Below are 16,845 nucleotides of genomic sequence, written 5' to 3' on the forward strand. Positions count from 1 at the left end.
ATTCTTTTGATAAATTTTGAAATTATTTTTAAAAGGTTAAAAATGTCAGAATTTAAAATTATTGATTTAAGACAAGAAGATTTAGATATTTTACAAGAAATGATCATAGAATTTGCAAAATACGAAGATATGTTAGATTTTCTTCAATGCACGAAAGAAAAACTAAAACATTCTTTACTAAAAAATAAATTTGCTCGTGCTTTTTTGTTAAAAGAAAATGAAAAAACTATAGGCTATATGATTTATTTTTATACTTTTTCATCTTTTTGGGGTAGCGGTGGAATTTATCTTGAAGATATTTATATACGAGAAGATTTTCGTAAAAAAGGTTATGGAAAAGCTGTTTTTAAATTTTTAGGAGAAATTTGCAAAAAAGAAAATTTAAAAAGACTCGACTGGGTTTGCTTAAATGATAATATTTTAGGTATTAATTTTTATGAAAGTTTAAACGCTAAACATCTTAAACAATGGAGAAATTATCGTCTAAGTGGAGAAAATTTAGAAAAATTGTGTGATTTATGATAAGAAGTCTTTATTATTTAAAAGCTATGGGATTTAACTTTGTTGATACACATACAAACCACTTTGAACAAGTACAAAATTTTCAAGAATTAAAACAACTTGTTTCATCTTGCACCTTATGCCAATTTTCCAAAACAAGAAAATTTAGTCTTATGGAGCCTAAGATAAAAAATGCCAAATTGCTAATTCTTGATGTTTTTGGGCAAAAGAGTGAAAATGAAAGCGGAATTTTACTTAATTCAAAAAAAGGTAAAAAATTAAAACACTATATTTATCAAATTTTAGGGCTTTGCGATGAAGATTTTTATTTTTCTTATTTATTTAAATGTTTTTGTAATGGAAAATTTGATGATTTTTCGCTACAATCTTGCTTACCATTTTTCTGGAACGAACTAAAACTGATTCAACCTGCTTTTTTGCTTTGTCTAGGAGAATACACATTTAAAAGCTTGGGATTTAAAGATTATCACATTTTAAAAGGTGAAGTTTTTGCTTATAAAAATTTTTTCATAATGCCAAGTTATGATTTAGATTTTATAGAAAAAAATCCAAGTTATGAAAAAAATTTCATACAAGATTTAAAAAAAATTAAAGGATTTTTATGAAAAAAATATTTTTAATATTTTTCTTATCTTGCTTTTTGCTTAATGCAAAAGAGCAAAAATTAGTCGATGTAAAACCTGTTGAAAATTTTTATCCTAAATTAAGCGTTCAAGAATGCAACACAAATTGTCTTTTTGATCTTTTAGAATCAAGATTGTATCTCAGTTTTTTAAGTGAATTTGCAGACCAAAACGATCAATTTTTATCTAATGTTTATGCAAAATTATTAAATTCCATTACTGATTTTGAAAAAAATGTTCAAAAAATTACTTCTGTTAAACTTGCGATAATTATCCCAGAAAAAACCATAAAAAGCTACTCAAATACTATAATAAATTCAAGCATAGCCTATCTTTTAAGACAAAGAGCTGAAATCAAAGTAAAAGTTTTTTTAACTGGCACAGAAGATAGTGATAAAATTCGAGCCGCGCTTGATGCAGCACAAGCTCAAGGATATCAGTATGCCATAGCTGGATTTACTCTAAAAGGTGCCAATGAGTTGAAAAATTACTCAGGAAATATGAAAATTTTTATACCGACCATCCATAAAAACAACATACAATTTTCAAATCAAAATATTATTTTTGGAAGTATTGACTATGATGCTCAAATTGCCACACTTTTAAGCAAATCAAATGCTAATATCGCAATATTTAGCGATGGCTCTGCCTTATCAAGCAATCTAAATTCAAGAATTCTTGCTCAAAATAATAATGCTAGAATATATACCATAGAAGGCGAGAAGCTTGATTTTAGCAGACTTTTAAGATCACAAGGCGGAGTTAATAATGCCTCAATATTTTTTAACACTCCATTGATCAAAACAGCTCTAGCAAGTTCTCAACTAAGAATTTATAACATTCATCCTTATGTGCTTTTATCCACTCAAATCAACTATAATCCAACATTTTTAAGTTTAACACAACAAGGAGATAGAGAAAATTTCATCATTGCTAATTCTATCAATAACCACGATGATAACTTAATCTATCTTAATGAAATTTTTAATCAAAGTATAGATTATAACTGGATTGCTTATGCCACTAGTATAGGAGTTGATTACTTTTATACCGAATTCTTAAATAAAAAAAGTGAAAGTTTATTTGATGAGAAAATCAAAAATTCTCAAGTTGATTACAAAGTGCGTCTTATGCAAGGCAAACAAGCAAGCTTTGAAGAATTAAAATAATTCTTCAAAGAGCTTTTTTAACTGCATATCCATTCTAGCTGGTTTTTCGTTTTTAATAAAAGCTAAAGTTAATTCCATTTTAAAAAGCAAAATTTCATCTTTATAAATTTCTTGTGAAATTTCCACAGAAGCATTTTTGACTTCTAAAATTTTTGTTTTAATCTCTATTATATCTCCAAGTTTTGCAGGTTTTAAGAAATTGCAATTTGCTTTTGCAAGCAAAAAATGTCCCTTAGACGCATCAAAAATATCTACTTTTTTATTGAAAAAAATTTCACTTCTTGCTCTCTCACAAAATTTTAAATAATTACTATGATACACCACTCCACCCGCATCAGTATCTTCATAATACACACGCATTTTCATCGCTTTACCTTAAAAAATATTTTACATTTAAAAAACATTAGATTATACAACGGAAATTCTTTGATATCGCTTTTTAGCTTATATTAAAAAATTCCGTCCAATATTAATTTAATAAAGTTTTTTAATAATATTAAATATATATTATAAAAAATAAAATTAAAAAATAACTTTTTTATTATTAATATTATTTAAATATTTTATTTATAATTAATATACTTAAGAATATTATAATTACGCTTCCTTTTAATAATATTTACAGATATTGTTAAATAGTTAAAATACAATAATCAATATTTAAGGATATCTATGCCAGCCATTAAGCTTTTTAACTTCACGGAGAGGGGTATAGAGAAATTTTGTTTTAAACTTTCTATTGTTACCTTCTTAAGCATCAATGCTTTTAGTCACTCAAGCAAATACTACAGACAATCGAAATTTCAATATTCCAGAGTATTATTTTAATGATAACAAACTTTATGATAAAACCAATTCTACTTATAAAACCCCAAGGTATAAATTATTATTCTAAGAGTTCTAAACATGATATTAACAATATTACTTTAATTTATAACAATACTAAAGTAAATATTATAAATATAAACGATTTAAATTTTAAACATTATTTACTTACTTCTGATATGAAAGAAGATAAAGTTCTTTCTTTTAATAGTGTCAATACAGCTAATCATAGTAATAAAAACAGTTAGAGCACTTCCTTTTTTAATCATAGCAAAAACGATTATGCTAATGCAAGTTATAATAAACTTATATTAGAACAAGGAGAACTTAGTTCAGTTTTTTATCTTAAACCTAAAGATACTCATATAAAAATCTTAGCAGTTCTAAAAGCAATCAACGCATGAATTTCTTAATGAGGTATAGAAACAAGCAAAGTAGATGGAGTAGAATTTGAAAATTTGCTAAACTTAATGTCAATCTTAACAATGCTTATTTCTTTAATGATACCTTTACCCATCTTTTTAGCTTAAATTATCAACAAGTTATTAATGAATCTATTTATACTAGATAATAGTAAAACTATATCTTTAGTAGGTCCTTATGGAGTAAGGGTTTATAATAATGAAGATAGAGATAATGCTGTAGTGGCTAGCTTTGGACTTAGAATGGCTACTCCTTTGAAAGATTTTTATATCACTCCTTTTTATGATATAGGTTATTCTTGGTGTGAGAATGTTTCTAAACTATATAGAGCAAGTGAAACAAACTATATGGATGCCTATGATTTGCAACTGCTTTATAATAAAACAGGAAATTTTTATGTTAAGCTTGATTTAGCTAAAGCTTTATAAAAATGATGATTATAGTTCTAAAGCTTATGTGAGTTTTGGGAAGTATTTTGAGTTTTTAAAAATTTATTTTTGATCAAATATTTAATACATATGAGATTTATATTGCCATAAAAGCTTTTAATGTTATAATTTAGCATTAAAAGCAAATGTCAAGGATGAAAATGCAAGAAAATTTACTCGAAAAACAATTTCTAAATCACCCTTTATACGCTAAAATTCAAGAACTTAAAGCTCTCAATCTTGCTTGTAATTTTTCTTTAGATGATAGTGTAAATTTATCTACAAATTCTCAAGCCAAAGATGAAATCCTAGCTATAACAAAAGAACTTAAACCATGGAGAAAAGGTCCTTTTAAAATAGACGATCTTTTCATCGATACAGAATGGCAAAGTTTTATTAAATTTAATATTTTAAAGCCTTTTATGAACGAAATTTCTCAAAAATGCGTTGCTGATATAGGCTGTAATAATGGTTATTATATGTTTAAAATGCTTGAATTTAATCCTGCAAAACTCATAGGTTTTGATCCTTCTATCAAATACCGTTTGCAATTTGAACTCATTAACGCTTTAGCTAAAACTCCTATAGAATACGAACTTTTAGGCGTAGAAGATCTTCCAAGCTATGGCTTGAAATTTGATGTGATTTTCTGTCTTGGGGTGATTTATCATAGAAGTGATCCTATAAAAATGCTAAAAGATTTAAAAGCAGGACTTAATAAAAATGGAGTTGTTTTTTTAGATACCATGTATATAGAAGATGAGAGAGAAATCGCTCTTGTGCCTAATAAAACTTATTCTAAAATTCCAAATATTTATTTTATACCAAGCATTAGTGCATTAAAAAACTGGTGTGAAAGAGCAGGATTTAAAGAATTTGAAGTTTTGGCTACAAAAAAAACCGATGAAAACGAACAAAGAAAAACAGAATGGATAGACTCTTTTTCGCTGGAAAATTTCTTAGATCCAAAGGATAAAAATCTTACCATTGAAGGCTATGAAGCACCCAAAAGAGTTTATGTGCGTATTGGGATATAAATTCTTTTTGCTTTTTGTCGATCTAGGCTTTAGATATTTTGAAGTAGATAAGTAGAATTTAAAGGTTAGATATGGCAAAAAAAGATAATTTTGAAGAATATGCACAACTTGAAGAATACGCATCTGCAGAAGATATATCTCGTGTTAGAGCAGAATTACTCACTTGTCCTGAATTAAACACTTCGCTTGCTGGAACCATTATAGAAATTGATAAAAACTATGCCAAATCAATTTTAATAACCACAAGCGAAATGGTAGCAGATGATCAAGGATTGATTTTTGATGCCTTTATTTTCGCTGCGGCAAACTATGTAGCACAAGCCTCTATCAATAAAGAATTTTCAGTGATTATTGGATCAAAATGTTTTTTTTATGCTCCGCTTAAATTAGGCGATGTTTTAGAACTTGAAGCTCATGCACTTTTTGACGAAACCTCCAAAAAAAGAGATGTAAAAGTGGTCGGGCATGTTAAAGAAATTAAAATGTTTGAAGGAACGATACAAGTTGTTAGCACTGATGAGCATATATTTAAACTCAAGCGTCCGCCACTTAATACTGTTAAACCTACAGAAAATCAAGAACAAGGTGCCAAAATCAACAATCCAGAAGCCGTAGCAGCTGCATTAATGACCTCTGTGGGTGGAAAATAATCAAGGAGTCATTTTAATATCCACCCAATTCTTTGGGCAATCCTTATGATAAGTTCCACTTCCATCATAATATTCTTTGCAATCATCATAAAAACGATTTGAAATTCCTCTTTCATTTACAAAACATCCAGAAATTCCTAAAACTAATAGTATCATTAAAATATATTTTTTCATGTTTTTCCTTAGAATTTATTGTGTTTTCTCCATTTATAAGGCTCTATAGGATTACCCTCTTTCCAAAGACCTAAATGATTTTTCTTAGCATTTTCTTGTTCTTTAATATAAGCGTTACTATAGTAAGTATCAGCCCAAGCATAGCCTTTGCTTACTAAAAATCGATTAATATCAACATTATTAAGCTTTACAATAGCAACAATTCTACCATAAGTATCTTTATTTTTATAAATAATTTCAACTTGTTTACCGCTTAAAATTCTACTTAAAGCTTCTTTTGATTGCTTTCCAAAACTTTGTTTAAGTTCTGGTGCATCTATACCAAAAAATCTTATTCTAGCGAGTTTGTTTTCATGATTAACTTCTATAGTATCTCCATCAATAATTCTAACTACTTTTCCTTCAAAACTAGAATTTTGGGCAATATAATTCTGGATAAAAACAACTACAAGAGTAAAAATTAATACAGAAAAAAGTTTTTTTGGATCACTTAGTAATTTTCTTAAATTAAATAATTTTTTATAATTTATTCTCATTTTTTAATCATTTTGCCTTTAAATTTTAAAAAATATGCCATAATTTTATCAAAACAAAGGAGATAAAATGCAAAATGTTATAGAAAATTTTAAACAATTATGTAAAATTCCTCATTGCAGTTATGAAACAGAACAAATGAAAGAATTTTTAAGCTCTTATGCTAAAGATAAAGGCTTTAAAGTGAGTGTAGATAAAGCAGGAAATATCCGTGCCATAAAAGGCAAACCAAAAATTTGCTTACAAAGCCATTATGATATGGTCTGTATGGGCGATGCACCAAACTTAGAAGTTTATGAAGAAAATGGCTTTTTAAGAGCCAAAAATTCAAGTCTTGGCGCGGATAATGGTATAGGTATAGCCATCATGATGAGTGCTATGGCTGAATTTGAAAATTTAGAGTGTCTTTTTACAAACGATGAAGAAGTAGGACTCATGGGAGTGAATTCACTCGAGCACACTTTAGAATCTAAAATGCTTTTAAATTTAGATCATGAAAGCGATGATGAGATCATGATAGGCTGTGCAGGTGGAGTAGATATAGAAGCTAGCTTGCCTTTTAATACCCTTAGAAAAAAGGGTAAAATTTATGAGCTTTGCGCGCAAAATTTTAAAGGTGGACACTCAGGCATAAATATCGTACGCAACGAAAAAAGCTCCATCAAAGAAATGGCTAAATTCATACAAGAAAATAAAGGAGAAATCATTTCTTTTAAAGGTGGAGAAAGAATCAATTCTATACCTAAACACGCTAAAGCTTTAGTGCATTTTAAAAATGAAGTAAAGAGCAATAACTGGATAAAATGCGATTTTAAAGAAGAAGGCGAATTTGAAATTTGCGATCAAAGTAACAAACTTTTAAGCCTTATAAATTCTTTTACTCATGGAGTTAGAGCTTATGATGAAAATCTAGGTATAGTTCAAACAAGCATTAACCTAGCTACTTTAAGAATGCAAGATAAACAAATCAAATTCGCACTTTTTGCAAGATCTAATATACTTGATGGACTTAAGCAAGTAGAATTTGAAACTTTAGAATTTTTCAAGGCTTTTGATTTTAAAGTAAGAAGTTTTAATTTCTATCCACCTTGGGAAGGCAAACCAAACGCACTTAGCGACATGGTTTTTAAAGCGCTTAAAAAAGTATCGCCTAATGCCAAAGTTTCAGCTATCCATGCAGGGCTTGAGTGTGGCATTATAGAGAAAAAACAAGAGCTTTTATGCGCTTCTATAGGTCCAAATATCCATAATCCTCATTCAACTGATGAGCATTGCGAAATCGCTTCAGTTGAAAAAATATCTAAGGTTGTTTTTGAAGTTTTAAAAGACAATGCTTAATTCTTTAATCTTGCTTCTTGTAAAAACGCGTTTTAACAAAAACACGCAAAATAAGGAGCAAGATCCGACTATAGCAAGATAAATACCTAAATACTCTTTATAAAAAGCATTAACTACAAAAGGGGTTAAAAAACCTAAAATCGCATAAGAAATATTATAAGCAAAACTAAGCCCACTAAATTTAAGTTCGCTTTTAAAAATTTGTGTCATAAAAACAGGTGCGAAAGTGATAATACCTTGTGTAAAACAAGCCAGTAAAAAATAAAATAAAAATTTCTCATCATAAAAACTAAAAAGCATACCAAAGATAATAAAAGCTATACTAAAAATAGAACAAATCCTATAGCTTCCCCATTTGCTTGCTAAAAAACCTTGAAATAAAGCTCCAAAAATCACCGCTAAAATAGCAAAATTTTGTACCCATAAAGCAGAAGTTTTACTCATAGCTAAAAGACTTTCAAAATACTTAGGCAAAATCATTAAAGTTGCCACACCGCTTGTTAAAACCATGGTCATTAAAAAACAAACAAGCATGCTCATTTTATGAGTTTTTAAAGCTTCAAACAATGGAAAACTTAAAATTTTCTTTTCATTTTGAACTTTTACAAATTCTGGAGTTTCACTGAGTTTATTTCTTAAAAACAAAGCTAAAATTCCAAAAAATCCTCCTATGATAAAAGGAATTCTCCAAGCATAGCTTTGAACTTCTTCTGGGGTAAAATAAGATCTTATGCCTAAAGTGGCAATATTTCCTAGCAATAAACCTATGGTTAAAGTCGCTGAAATAAAACCAAGAGCTAAAGGAATTTGACGCCCTTTGACAAATTCGCTCACATAAATCCAAGCTCCGCTCACCTCAGTTCCAACGGCTAAACCTTGCAAAATACGAATAGTAAATAAAATCAAAGTAGCAAATATACCTATACTTTCATAACTTGGCAAAAAAGCTAAAGCAAAACTAGGCAAAACCATCAAAAGCATAGAAATATAAAAAATATTCTTTCTTCCATATCTATCAGCAAAATGTGCCATCACAATAGAACCAAAAGGACGCGCTAAATAAGCAGCACCAAAGGCTATATAAGCATTTATCTGCATCCAAAAAGCATCATTTTGCGGAAAGAATACCTTAGCAAAAATATCCAAAAAAAAGGCAAAAAGCACAAAATCATAAAATTCCAAAATTCCACCCAAAGAAGCATAAATAATATTTTTGTATTTTTTTTGCATATTTTATCCTAAATCAATATAAAGGGCAAAAAGCCCTTTGTTAAATTTTTCCACCTTCAATCACTACATCATCAGCCTTAACATCATCTCCAAAATGAGCTTTTAAAGTTTCATCATAAGCCTTGTGAAAAAACTGCTCTTGGCCTAGTTTAATGATCAAGTTATCGATAAATTCTTTAAGTTCTTTATCACCTTTTTTAACTGCTGGTGCGATAACATCTTTGTTGCCTAACTCTTTGATAGCCATTTTAAAATCGGGATGATCTTTCACCCAAGCAAAAAGCAAGGTATTATCATGACTTAAAGCATCGCCTCTTTTATCCATCAAAGCGGCAAAAGTTTCGGTATTTTGATCGTATTTTAAAGTTTTAATATTAGGATAATTTTGCGTAAAATACGCATCCGCTGTTGTGCCTTTGTTTAAAAGTAAAGTTTTATCTTTTAAATCTTCTACGCTAGTTATATTACTATCCTTTGGCACAGCTACGCCTAAAGCTACCTTCATATAAGGCAAGCAAAAATCAACCTGTTCAGATCTTTCTGGAGTTTGAGTAAAATTAGCCAAAATAATATCTACTTTATTTGATTTTAAAAACTCAACCCTATTTGCAGCTTCAACAAGAACAAATTGCACCTTATTTTCATCGCCAAAAAGTTCTTTTGCTATGCGTTTAGCTAAAGCTATATCATAGCCTTGATTGTTTCCTTTTTCATCCACATAACCAAAAGGTGGTTTATCGCCAAATACCCCAATCCTAATAACTCCATTTTGCTTGATCTTATCAAGAGAATTTAAAGTTTTAGAGTCAGAATTTCCTCCACAAGCAGCCAATACTACTGCAACAAAGGCCGTTAAAACACTTAGAAGTATTTTTTTCATACATTTCCTTTCTTTAAAAATAAGCTTAAAGCTATTGCAAAAATATATAATAATTGCAAAGTTAATTATACTTAAAATTATAAATAATGCATTTGAAACAAACTAAAAAGATTTTCCTATGTGTAAAAATGTAATTAATCTCACACTCTCTTTTAGCATTGTTTAAATTTTAAGTAAAAAAAGATATAATCTTTGTTTTAAAATTTTTAAGGAGAAAACTATGAAAAAAGGTATTTTTCTCTCTATTGGAATAGCTGTTTTGTTTTCAGCTTGCGGAAATTCCATAGATGAAAAAACAGTTAAAAAATATGAAAATCAACTAAATCAAACAGTTAAACAAGAAATTGCAAACCTTTCTCAGGATTCTGGAATAAAGATTGAATTTTCTGATTTTAAATGCAATGCAGATGGTGATTTTATAGCGTGTTTAAGTTCAAATTTCAAAACTCTTGCAAAAGATAACAACGATGAGTATCAAGAACTATTTCAAGCAAAAAATATCAAAATTCGCTCAAATGAAATTTACAAAGGCGAAGCAAATACATCAATTAACATTAAAGAATATTACAACGATCTTTTTAAAAACCAAAAAAGCATACAATCAAATTTGGTTTTTGAAGATTTTAAACTTGGAGAAAAAGTTGTTAGTGACATCAATGCAAGCTTATTTCAACAAGATCCAAAAATCAGCTCTTTTATCAATAAATTAAGCTCGGATTCTTATACTTTATCATTTGATAACTCCATAAACAAACAAGAAAACAATTATCTAGATAATCTTAATATAAAATTTTATAACGCAAAATTAAATTTCAATACAAATCTAAATATAAATCTAAAAGAAGATCTACTTAATTACCTTGATTCTAAGGGTATAAAATTTAACACTCAAACTTTAGCTATGGATGAACAAGCTATCAATGAACTTCTTAATATAGCAAACTACGAACAAGCTTCAGATTTTAGCAATACAATCCAAAAATACATCATCTTAAATAATTTTAAAATTGATTCAACTCTTAAAACCGAAGGCGTATTTAGTAGCTATATAGCAACTGCTAAGGAAAATTTACAAACCTTAAAAGCTCAAAGTCAAAATGAAGAACAAGCATTAATCTTTGATAAAGCTTTAGCTATTTTAAACAATATCACTCAAAATGATGATTATAAACTCAATCTTGATTTAAAATTTAAAAACATCCCTGTTAGTGACTATAGCACACAAGGAATCGACAGCATAGAAAAACTAAGCATCAACAATCAAGACGCCACAGAAGCGTTAAAAATTATACTTCCATTTATCATGTTTTCTATGTTAATGGGCGGAGCGTCGTTTTAAATTTTAAAATGATAAAAACTTCAAAAACATTAAAAGCAAGATTAAATTCTTTGCTCTTAATGTTTCATAACATTAACAAAAAAGGCTAAAATGAAAATTTTATTCTCCCCTAGTGAAAGCAAAAATGAAAATTGCGTAAAAAATCCTATCAATGAAAACTCATTTATATTTAAAGAATTATTTCCTTATAGAATAAAAGCTTTAAAGCATTATGAAGAATTTATCAAAAACGCAAGTTTACAGAATTTACAAGAACTTTTTGGCATTAAAAATGAAAATGAAATTGATAAATTTAAACACAATTTAAAACAAGCTCCCACTCAAGAAGCTATATTGCTTTATACTGGGGTAAGTTATGAATATCTTAATTTTAAAGCTTTAGATAAAAAAAGTCAAGCTTATATTTTAGAAAATACTCTTATATTTTCTAATCTTTTTGGCGTTGTAAGAGCTAATGATACCCTACCCTTTTATAAATTCAAGCAAGGGGCTAAAATAGGAAATTTTGCCATAGAGAAATTTTATAAAGAACATTTTAGTAAAGCCTTAGATGAATACTTAGAAAATAAAGAAATACTTGACCTTAGAGCAGGATTTTATGATAAATTCTACACCCCAAAAAAGAAATTTTATACCTATAAATTTGTAAAAAATGGTAAAGTCATCAGTCATTTTGCTAAAGCTTATAGGGGAATTTTACTCTCCATAAGTGCAAAAAACCAAGTAAAAAACAATAAAGAGCTTTTGGCAAACCTTCCTTCAAACCTAAAACTCAAAGAAATTCAAATCAAAGGTTTAAAGGAAGAAATTGTGCTTGAAATTCTAGATTAGTTTTTATTTTAAGTATTTTAAAGCTAGCTTCGCATAATAACTTGCAGCCCTAGCTAAAAGCTTATCATTAAAAACATAACTAGAATTATGTAAATAAATGTCGTTTTCATTTTCTAAAAAAGCATAGGCACATTTTTTCATTTCGCAAAAAAATCCAAAATCCTCACTTGCCATTAAAGGACGATGATTAAATTCACAATTTTTTTCGCCAAATAATTCTTTTGCAACCTCACTAGCAAAATCCACAGCTTCATCGTTGTTCATAGTCACTGGTGCAACAACATTTTTATTGATTTTAATCTCTATATCATTAGCCTGTGCAATACCTTTACAAATTTTATAAATTTTTTCTTCAGTTAGTTTTCTAGTTTCATTATCTAATGCTCTAACACTCATTTTAATCGTTGCAATATCTGGAATGATATTAAAAGCATGCCCTGCATTAAAAGCTCCTATGCTTATAACTGCTGAATTTTGAGGATCAACATTGCGAGATACTATACTTTGCAAAGCCACCACAAGTAAAGAAGCAGCATAAATAGGATCTTTTGCCTTTTCTGGAGCACTTCCATGACCACCTCTTCCAATAACTTCAATGCTATAACTATCCGAAGAAGCCATCATCGCACCTTTTTTAAGATAAAATTTCTTATCGCTACCAAAAGGCATATTGTGCCATCCAAAAACATAATCACTATCAAATTTTTCAAACAATCCATCTTCTATCATTGCCTTAGCACCACCCAAACCCTCTTCAGCAGGTTGAAAATAAAGATTTAGAGTGCCATTAAAATTCTGATTTGCTAAATACTTTGCAGCAAGCAATAAAGAAGTAGTATGTCCATCATGACCGCAAGCATGCATTACATTTTCTTTTTTGCTTTTATAAGGCAAATTTGTGCATTCTTGTAAAGGCAAAGCATCCATATCTGCACGAAGTCCTATTTTTTTATCGTTATTTCCCTTTTTTAAAACCCCCACAACACCTGTTTTTCCTATTTCTTCATAAACCTCATAACCAAATTCTTTTAATTTTTGCGCCACTAATTTTGCAGTACATAATTCATCAAAACCAAGCTCAGGATTTTCATGAATTTGATGACGAATTTTTTCAAATTCGCCTTGTAAGTCTAGTATTTCTGGAATTAAATTCATTCTATTTTTCTCCTTGTATAAAATTTTCTCTTCTAGGTAAAACAAATTGTGCTAAGATCGCTGAAATAAAAATCAAAGCAAAAATATAAACAAAACCCAAAGTAAAACTATGGGTTTTATCAACACTCCAAGATACTACCCATAGGTTAAATGATAGTATAACAAAGGTAATACTCCAAAAAGCACTCATAATATAAGCAGTTTGATTTGGATTAGAATTTTTTAATTCTGAAGGTAGATTAAAGAAAAATGGAAACCACATAGAATAAAAAATGCCTGATAACACAGCAAAAATCTGCATCAATACTAAATTTTGTAAAAACAACATACAAAATCCGCATATAAAAATACACGCTCCTCCAGACAATAGCATTATTTTAAAAGAAATATTTTTTCTTTTAAAAAATAATCCAAGATAAGGACCAAAAATAATAGCAAAATTAGCCAAGGCTGGAATTTCTTTTTTAGCAAAATCAGCTAATTCTTTACTAAAACCCGCATATTGCGCATAAAAAGTTGGTAAAAAAGTAAAAAGAGAATTTAAAAATAAAATAGGCCCTATGTAAAAAATAATCATACCCCAAGTAACACGAGATTTTAGAGCATAAATAAGATCTTTTGCATTATTCTTTTTTTCTTCTTTTTTATTCTCATCTTTACCTACAAAAAGCCACAAAATCAATAAAATCAAATTAATCCAAGCATAAAATGATAAAGAATCTCTCCAATTTCCAAAATAATTTGAGATACTTTCAGCTAAAACAAGTCCTAGGGTAATGCCTACCAAATTTGAAGTCATATTAAAACTAATTACAAAATGTAAAGCTTTTTTTTCAAACCATTGTTGTGCAATAGGCACTAAACAAACTAAAGCACAAGCTGAACCAAGCCCTGTTAAAAATCTTATAATCAAAATACCACTATAACTATCTACAAAACTTAAAAAGATACCCGAACTCATTAAAATACAGCCTAAAAAATATCCCTTTTTTAATCCGAATTTATAAACCAAAAAAGCAGTAAATGAAGCACCAAAAATTTTCGCAACTACTATCATACTAGTGATTAAAGTAGCTTGCTGAGTATTTAGAGCAAGATCATTTGAAATCAAGGGCATTAAAGACCCTGTTGCTGCCCAAGAGATACTAAAAACAGCATAAACACTAAAAATAATAAATTCAACCCCAATGCGTCTAAAATGAAATAAAAGTGATTTTTCCATATTAAAATCCTTTTTGGATATTTATTAAAATATAACATAAAAAAATGAGATATTTATTATCTTTGATTATTTTTTTAATTTAATTATTTTTTTATATATTTTTTTGTTACTTTTTGAAAATTTATATATAAGTTTAAAGATAAAAAAACTAAAATACAAAATAAAAACCCATAAAAGTTTTTTGAAGTATTTAAATGATATATTTCAAAATCTAGTTTTAAAAAGGAAAAATATGGAATTTTTAGCATTTATTTTTTTGATTATTATATTTTTATTTGTAGTCTTTATCATCGTTACTCGCTATGAAAAAAAGATAAAATTACTCAACCAAAACATACAAAATATGAAAGAAGATATAGCCGATCTTAAAGAAACAACTCAAAAAAATCGCTCTTTAATTGAAAAAAATCGCTCTAATATAGAAAATATAATAAAATAAAACTAAGAAAGATTTGCGATAAGTTTATAGTGCTTTTTCTGATTTATCATTAAAGTAAAAATTTTTTCACTTGAATTTTCGCTTTTATTTTTATAAATCATGCTTTTTAAAAACGGAAAAAGCATCGTACTAGAAGTTTTACCTTGTAAAATAATATGCATAGAACCTTTTAAAATTCCATACTTATAGCTCATACCGCTTGGAAATATATCAAGATTAAAACTTAAACTATCTTCATTACTATCATAATTTAAAATTTCAATTTTAACAAAGCTAATTTCTTGATCTTCTTGAGATAAATTTTTAAAAATTTCAAGTTTTTCATGTTTTTTGATAGCAACAACTTCTTGCTTGCTTTCTTTAAAATCAGAAAGAAAATTTTCATTTTTAAAAATTCTTGAAAAAAATTTTAAATTTTTAAATTGCATACTTATTTGTTTTGTGTTTTCATGTATTATTTTTTCGGATTTTAAGATGTTGTGTTTTATATTATCTTCTTGGTTTTGATTATCTTTGTTTGATTTCATGTCAAAATCTTCAACGATAATCATATCTTCACTATTACAAATATTAAAATGTTTTACAATTTCTTCAAAAGTAAAACTGTCATCACTAAATTCCAAAAGCTCTATATTTGAAGTGATAAAATCAACACCATCTCGTTCTTCAATCTTATCTTTAATCACAAAAGCATCAACACAAAAGCACGATCTTTGAATTTCATATTCAGAACTTTTGCCTTTAAATACTATCTTCATCATCACAAAGCTTTTGCTATAAGCTCTAAAGGACTAGCAAAAACAACCTTACTTGAATTTTGTTCTAATGCATTTGAAATTTGCATTCTACAAGCTGAACACTCGGCACTTACCACACTAGCCTTACTTTCATCGATCATTTGTGCTTTTTTAAGCCCTACACTTAAGGCTTTATCATAATAATCCGTTTGCATACTCACCCCGCCAAAACCGCAACAAGTATTAGAATTACTCATTTCCACAAAATGATAATTTGTTTTTAAAAGTTCTCTTGGCTCTTTAAAAACCCCTTGCATTTTTCTTGCATGGCAAGGATCGTGATAAGTAATGCTATAATTAAATTTATTTTTTGTTTTTAAAATTTCTTCCAAAGAAGTAAATTTATAAAAATACTCGCTAGCCATATATATCTTAGATGACACACATTTTGCGCGTTTTGCCCAGTCTAAATCATTTTGCATTATAAAAAAATGTTCATAATCTATCTTTAACATAGCCGAACAAGTGGCCTCAGGAACTATAATAGCATCTAATTTTGCTAATTTTTTTTCAAAATACTCAATATTTTTTTTAGCCAAAACTTCAACACTTTTAAAATCACCCGTAAAAAATTGCGGTGCTCCACAACACACTTGTTCTTTCATCAAATCCACATTGATTTTTAATTCGCTAGCGATTTTAAGCACTGCATTAGCCGTATCTATGTAAAAATAATTCGCCAAACAACCTACAAAAAAACCTATTGTTTTTTCTCCATCATTATTGATAAATTTTGGATTAGAATTTAAGAAACTTTTTTTATTAAAACTTGTAAGCAATCTTCCCTTTTTAACAAAAGGCATGGAAAATCTTGCCTTCATACCTGTATTTTCATTCTCATTTTGAATTTTAAACGCACAACTTTGAAACACATAGCCAAGCTTAGCTACCAAATCTAAAATTTTGCGTCTTCTTAAAAAGAAAAAAATAAGTTTTTTATACCAAGCTATACCAAATTTTTTAGCTATATCATAACGAACTTCTTCTATGGCATTATCTACTCTTAATTTACTTGGACATACTTCAACACAATTGGTACATAAAAAACAAGATTCAAAAACTTTCTTAGCTTCTTTATCAAGCTCTAGAATTCCCTCTTTATAAGCAGATAAAAGATCTAAAAATCCTCTTGGACTGGTAATTTCATCGCGATTTTCTTCATGTATAGTACAAACAGGTATACATTTGCCACATTTAACACAAGCATCACTTATTTGACTAAATTTCAT

The 16,845-nt window shown here is 28.3% G+C and carries 18 protein-coding genes and 2 pseudogenes; 11 read left to right on the plus strand and 9 right to left on the minus strand.

What is annotated here, in order from left to right:
- Window positions 1–42: 42 nt before the first annotated feature.
- From AJ936_RS07360 to AJ936_RS07370, 3 genes are read left to right on the plus strand one after another with little or no spacing between them, the layout of a single operon-like run.
- Window positions 43–522 carry a GNAT family N-acetyltransferase gene (locus AJ936_RS07360; RefSeq protein ID WP_002881667.1) on the plus strand — a complete coding sequence of 160 codons (480 nt, stop codon included), beginning with the start codon at window positions 43–45 and terminating at the stop codon, window positions 520–522.
- Entirely contained in the window at window positions 519–1,127 is a 609-nt protein-coding gene (locus AJ936_RS10405; protein ID WP_002881669.1) for a uracil-DNA glycosylase family protein, read from the plus strand. Before AJ936_RS07360 ends, AJ936_RS10405 begins: the two co-directional genes overlap by 4 nt.
- Window positions 1,124–2,314 (plus strand): hypothetical protein, encoded by a 1,191-nt coding sequence (locus tag AJ936_RS07370; RefSeq protein ID WP_002881670.1) that lies wholly within the window; start codon window positions 1,124–1,126, stop codon window positions 2,312–2,314. The genes AJ936_RS10405 and AJ936_RS07370 overlap by 4 nt, the downstream gene beginning before the upstream one ends.
- Here the strand turns inward: AJ936_RS07370 and AJ936_RS07375 are convergent.
- On the minus strand, window positions 2,306–2,680 hold the full coding sequence (locus AJ936_RS07375) for a YbgC/FadM family acyl-CoA thioesterase (RefSeq protein ID WP_002871461.1): 375 nt from the start codon (window positions 2,678–2,680) through the stop codon (window positions 2,306–2,308). The genes AJ936_RS07370 and AJ936_RS07375 overlap by 9 nt on opposite strands.
- A 345-nt stretch (window positions 2,681–3,025) precedes the next feature.
- On the opposite strand from AJ936_RS07375, the pseudogene AJ936_RS10620 reads away from it, so the two are divergent.
- From AJ936_RS10620 to AJ936_RS07395, 4 genes and pseudogenes are all read left to right on the plus strand, one after another.
- A pseudogene (locus AJ936_RS10620) lies at window positions 3,026–3,554 on the plus strand (hypothetical protein); the annotation flags it as partial.
- Window positions 3,555–3,593: 39 nt separating this feature from the next.
- Window positions 3,594–4,063: pseudogene (locus AJ936_RS07385) on the plus strand (ShlB/FhaC/HecB family hemolysin secretion/activation protein); the annotation flags it as partial.
- A 73-nt stretch (window positions 4,064–4,136) separates the two neighbouring features.
- Window positions 4,137–5,027 (plus strand): tRNA 5-methoxyuridine(34)/uridine 5-oxyacetic acid(34) synthase CmoB, encoded by an 891-nt coding sequence (gene cmoB / locus AJ936_RS07390; protein WP_079860930.1) that lies wholly within the window; start codon window positions 4,137–4,139, stop codon window positions 5,025–5,027.
- 71 nt (window positions 5,028–5,098) lie between these two features.
- Window positions 5,099–5,677, plus strand: coding sequence for a hypothetical protein (locus tag AJ936_RS07395; RefSeq protein WP_002861715.1), 579 nt, complete (start codon window positions 5,099–5,101; stop codon window positions 5,675–5,677).
- Here the strand turns inward: AJ936_RS07395 and AJ936_RS07400 are convergent, their stop codons facing one another.
- Both AJ936_RS07400 and AJ936_RS07405 read right to left on the minus strand, forming a co-directional pair.
- Window positions 5,678–5,851, minus strand: a complete 174-nt coding sequence (locus AJ936_RS07400) for a hypothetical protein (protein ID WP_002861716.1) — start codon at window positions 5,849–5,851, stop codon at window positions 5,678–5,680.
- Between the two features lie 8 nt (window positions 5,852–5,859).
- On the minus strand, window positions 5,860–6,387 hold the full coding sequence (locus AJ936_RS07405) for a thermonuclease family protein (protein WP_002861717.1): 528 nt from the start codon (window positions 6,385–6,387) through the stop codon (window positions 5,860–5,862).
- A 67-nt stretch (window positions 6,388–6,454) separates the two neighbouring features.
- Between AJ936_RS07405 and AJ936_RS07410 the strand changes: the two genes are divergently transcribed.
- Window positions 6,455–7,723, plus strand: coding sequence for a M20/M25/M40 family metallo-hydrolase (locus AJ936_RS07410; protein WP_004305728.1), 1,269 nt, complete (start codon window positions 6,455–6,457; stop codon window positions 7,721–7,723).
- Here the strand turns inward: AJ936_RS07410 and AJ936_RS07415 are convergent.
- Window positions 7,706–8,953: an MFS transporter gene (locus tag AJ936_RS07415; protein WP_070274264.1), complete on the minus strand. Its 1,248-nt coding sequence runs from the start codon at window positions 8,951–8,953 to the stop codon at window positions 7,706–7,708. The genes AJ936_RS07410 and AJ936_RS07415 overlap by 18 nt on opposite strands.
- A gap of 40 nt (window positions 8,954–8,993) precedes the next feature.
- Complete coding sequence (locus tag AJ936_RS07420) at window positions 8,994–9,833, minus strand: cysteine ABC transporter substrate-binding protein (protein ID WP_044779506.1); 840 nt, start codon at window positions 9,831–9,833, stop codon at window positions 8,994–8,996.
- Between the two features lie 220 nt (window positions 9,834–10,053).
- Between AJ936_RS07420 and jlpA the strand changes: the two genes are divergently transcribed.
- Both jlpA and AJ936_RS07430 read left to right on the plus strand, forming a co-directional pair.
- A complete protein-coding gene (jlpA, locus tag AJ936_RS07425; RefSeq protein ID WP_004305723.1) occupies window positions 10,054–11,172 on the plus strand; it encodes a lipoprotein adhesin JlpA in 1,119 nt (372 codons plus the stop codon).
- A 90-nt stretch (window positions 11,173–11,262) separates the two neighbouring features.
- Window positions 11,263–12,003, plus strand: coding sequence for a YaaA family protein (locus tag AJ936_RS07430; RefSeq protein ID WP_004305720.1), 741 nt, complete (start codon window positions 11,263–11,265; stop codon window positions 12,001–12,003).
- A 3-nt stretch (window positions 12,004–12,006) separates the two neighbouring features.
- Here the strand turns inward: AJ936_RS07430 and AJ936_RS07435 are convergent, their stop codons facing one another.
- Complete coding sequence (locus AJ936_RS07435; RefSeq protein ID WP_044779510.1) at window positions 12,007–13,158, minus strand: M20 aminoacylase family protein; 1,152 nt, start codon at window positions 13,156–13,158, stop codon at window positions 12,007–12,009.
- Window position 13,159: 1 nt separating this feature from the next.
- Window positions 13,160–14,380, minus strand: a complete 1,221-nt coding sequence (locus tag AJ936_RS07440) for a CynX/NimT family MFS transporter (protein ID WP_070210223.1) — start codon at window positions 14,378–14,380, stop codon at window positions 13,160–13,162.
- 232 nt (window positions 14,381–14,612) lie between these two features.
- Here AJ936_RS07440 and AJ936_RS07450 point away from each other — a divergent pair, with 232 nt between their 5' ends.
- Window positions 14,613–14,819, plus strand: a complete 207-nt coding sequence (locus AJ936_RS07450) for a membrane protein (RefSeq protein WP_002853356.1) — start codon at window positions 14,613–14,615, stop codon at window positions 14,817–14,819.
- Between the two features lie 2 nt (window positions 14,820–14,821).
- Here the strand turns inward: AJ936_RS07450 and AJ936_RS07455 are convergent, their stop codons facing one another.
- Together AJ936_RS07455 and AJ936_RS07460 are read right to left on the minus strand one after the other, a co-directional pair.
- Complete coding sequence (locus tag AJ936_RS07455; RefSeq protein ID WP_079264397.1) at window positions 14,822–15,583, minus strand: DUF5416 family protein; 762 nt, start codon at window positions 15,581–15,583, stop codon at window positions 14,822–14,824.
- Window positions 15,580–16,845, minus strand: a complete 1,266-nt coding sequence (locus AJ936_RS07460) for a (Fe-S)-binding protein (protein ID WP_070274265.1) — start codon at window positions 16,843–16,845, stop codon at window positions 15,580–15,582. The genes AJ936_RS07455 and AJ936_RS07460 overlap by 4 nt, the downstream gene beginning before the upstream one ends.

This window comes from Campylobacter sp. BCW_6877, assembly GCF_001762445.1.
In the GTDB taxonomy this organism is placed as follows: Bacteria; Campylobacterota; Campylobacteria; order Campylobacterales; family Campylobacteraceae; genus Campylobacter_D; species Campylobacter_D jejuni.

Coding starts and splice junctions, on each gene's coding strand:
- AJ936_RS07360 (WP_002881667.1), top strand. CDS start 43: ATGTCAGAATTTAAAATTATTGATTTAAGACAAGAAGATTTAGATATT.
- AJ936_RS10405 (WP_002881669.1), top strand. CDS start 519: ATGATAAGAAGTCTTTATTATTTAAAAGCTATGGGATTTAACTTTGTT.
- AJ936_RS07370 (WP_002881670.1), top strand. CDS start 1,124: ATGAAAAAAATATTTTTAATATTTTTCTTATCTTGCTTTTTGCTTAAT.
- AJ936_RS07375 (WP_002871461.1), bottom strand. CDS start 2,680: ATGAAAATGCGTGTGTATTATGAAGATACTGATGCGGGTGGAGTGGTG.
- cmoB (WP_079860930.1), top strand. CDS start 4,137: ATGTCAAGGATGAAAATGCAAGAAAATTTACTCGAAAAACAATTTCTA.
- AJ936_RS07395 (WP_002861715.1), top strand. CDS start 5,099: ATGGCAAAAAAAGATAATTTTGAAGAATATGCACAACTTGAAGAATAC.
- AJ936_RS07400 (WP_002861716.1), bottom strand. CDS start 5,851: ATGAAAAAATATATTTTAATGATACTATTAGTTTTAGGAATTTCTGGA.
- AJ936_RS07405 (WP_002861717.1), bottom strand. CDS start 6,387: ATGAGAATAAATTATAAAAAATTATTTAATTTAAGAAAATTACTAAGT.
- AJ936_RS07410 (WP_004305728.1), top strand. CDS start 6,455: ATGCAAAATGTTATAGAAAATTTTAAACAATTATGTAAAATTCCTCAT.
- AJ936_RS07415 (WP_070274264.1), bottom strand. CDS start 8,953: ATGCAAAAAAAATACAAAAATATTATTTATGCTTCTTTGGGTGGAATT.
- AJ936_RS07420 (WP_044779506.1), bottom strand. CDS start 9,833: ATGAAAAAAATACTTCTAAGTGTTTTAACGGCCTTTGTTGCAGTAGTA.
- jlpA (WP_004305723.1), top strand. CDS start 10,054: ATGAAAAAAGGTATTTTTCTCTCTATTGGAATAGCTGTTTTGTTTTCA.
- AJ936_RS07430 (WP_004305720.1), top strand. CDS start 11,263: ATGAAAATTTTATTCTCCCCTAGTGAAAGCAAAAATGAAAATTGCGTA.
- AJ936_RS07435 (WP_044779510.1), bottom strand. CDS start 13,158: ATGAATTTAATTCCAGAAATACTAGACTTACAAGGCGAATTTGAAAAA.
- AJ936_RS07440 (WP_070210223.1), bottom strand. CDS start 14,380: ATGGAAAAATCACTTTTATTTCATTTTAGACGCATTGGGGTTGAATTT.
- AJ936_RS07450 (WP_002853356.1), top strand. CDS start 14,613: ATGGAATTTTTAGCATTTATTTTTTTGATTATTATATTTTTATTTGTA.
- AJ936_RS07460 (WP_070274265.1), bottom strand. CDS start 16,845: ATGAAATTTAGTCAAATAAGTGATGCTTGTGTTAAATGTGGCAAATGT.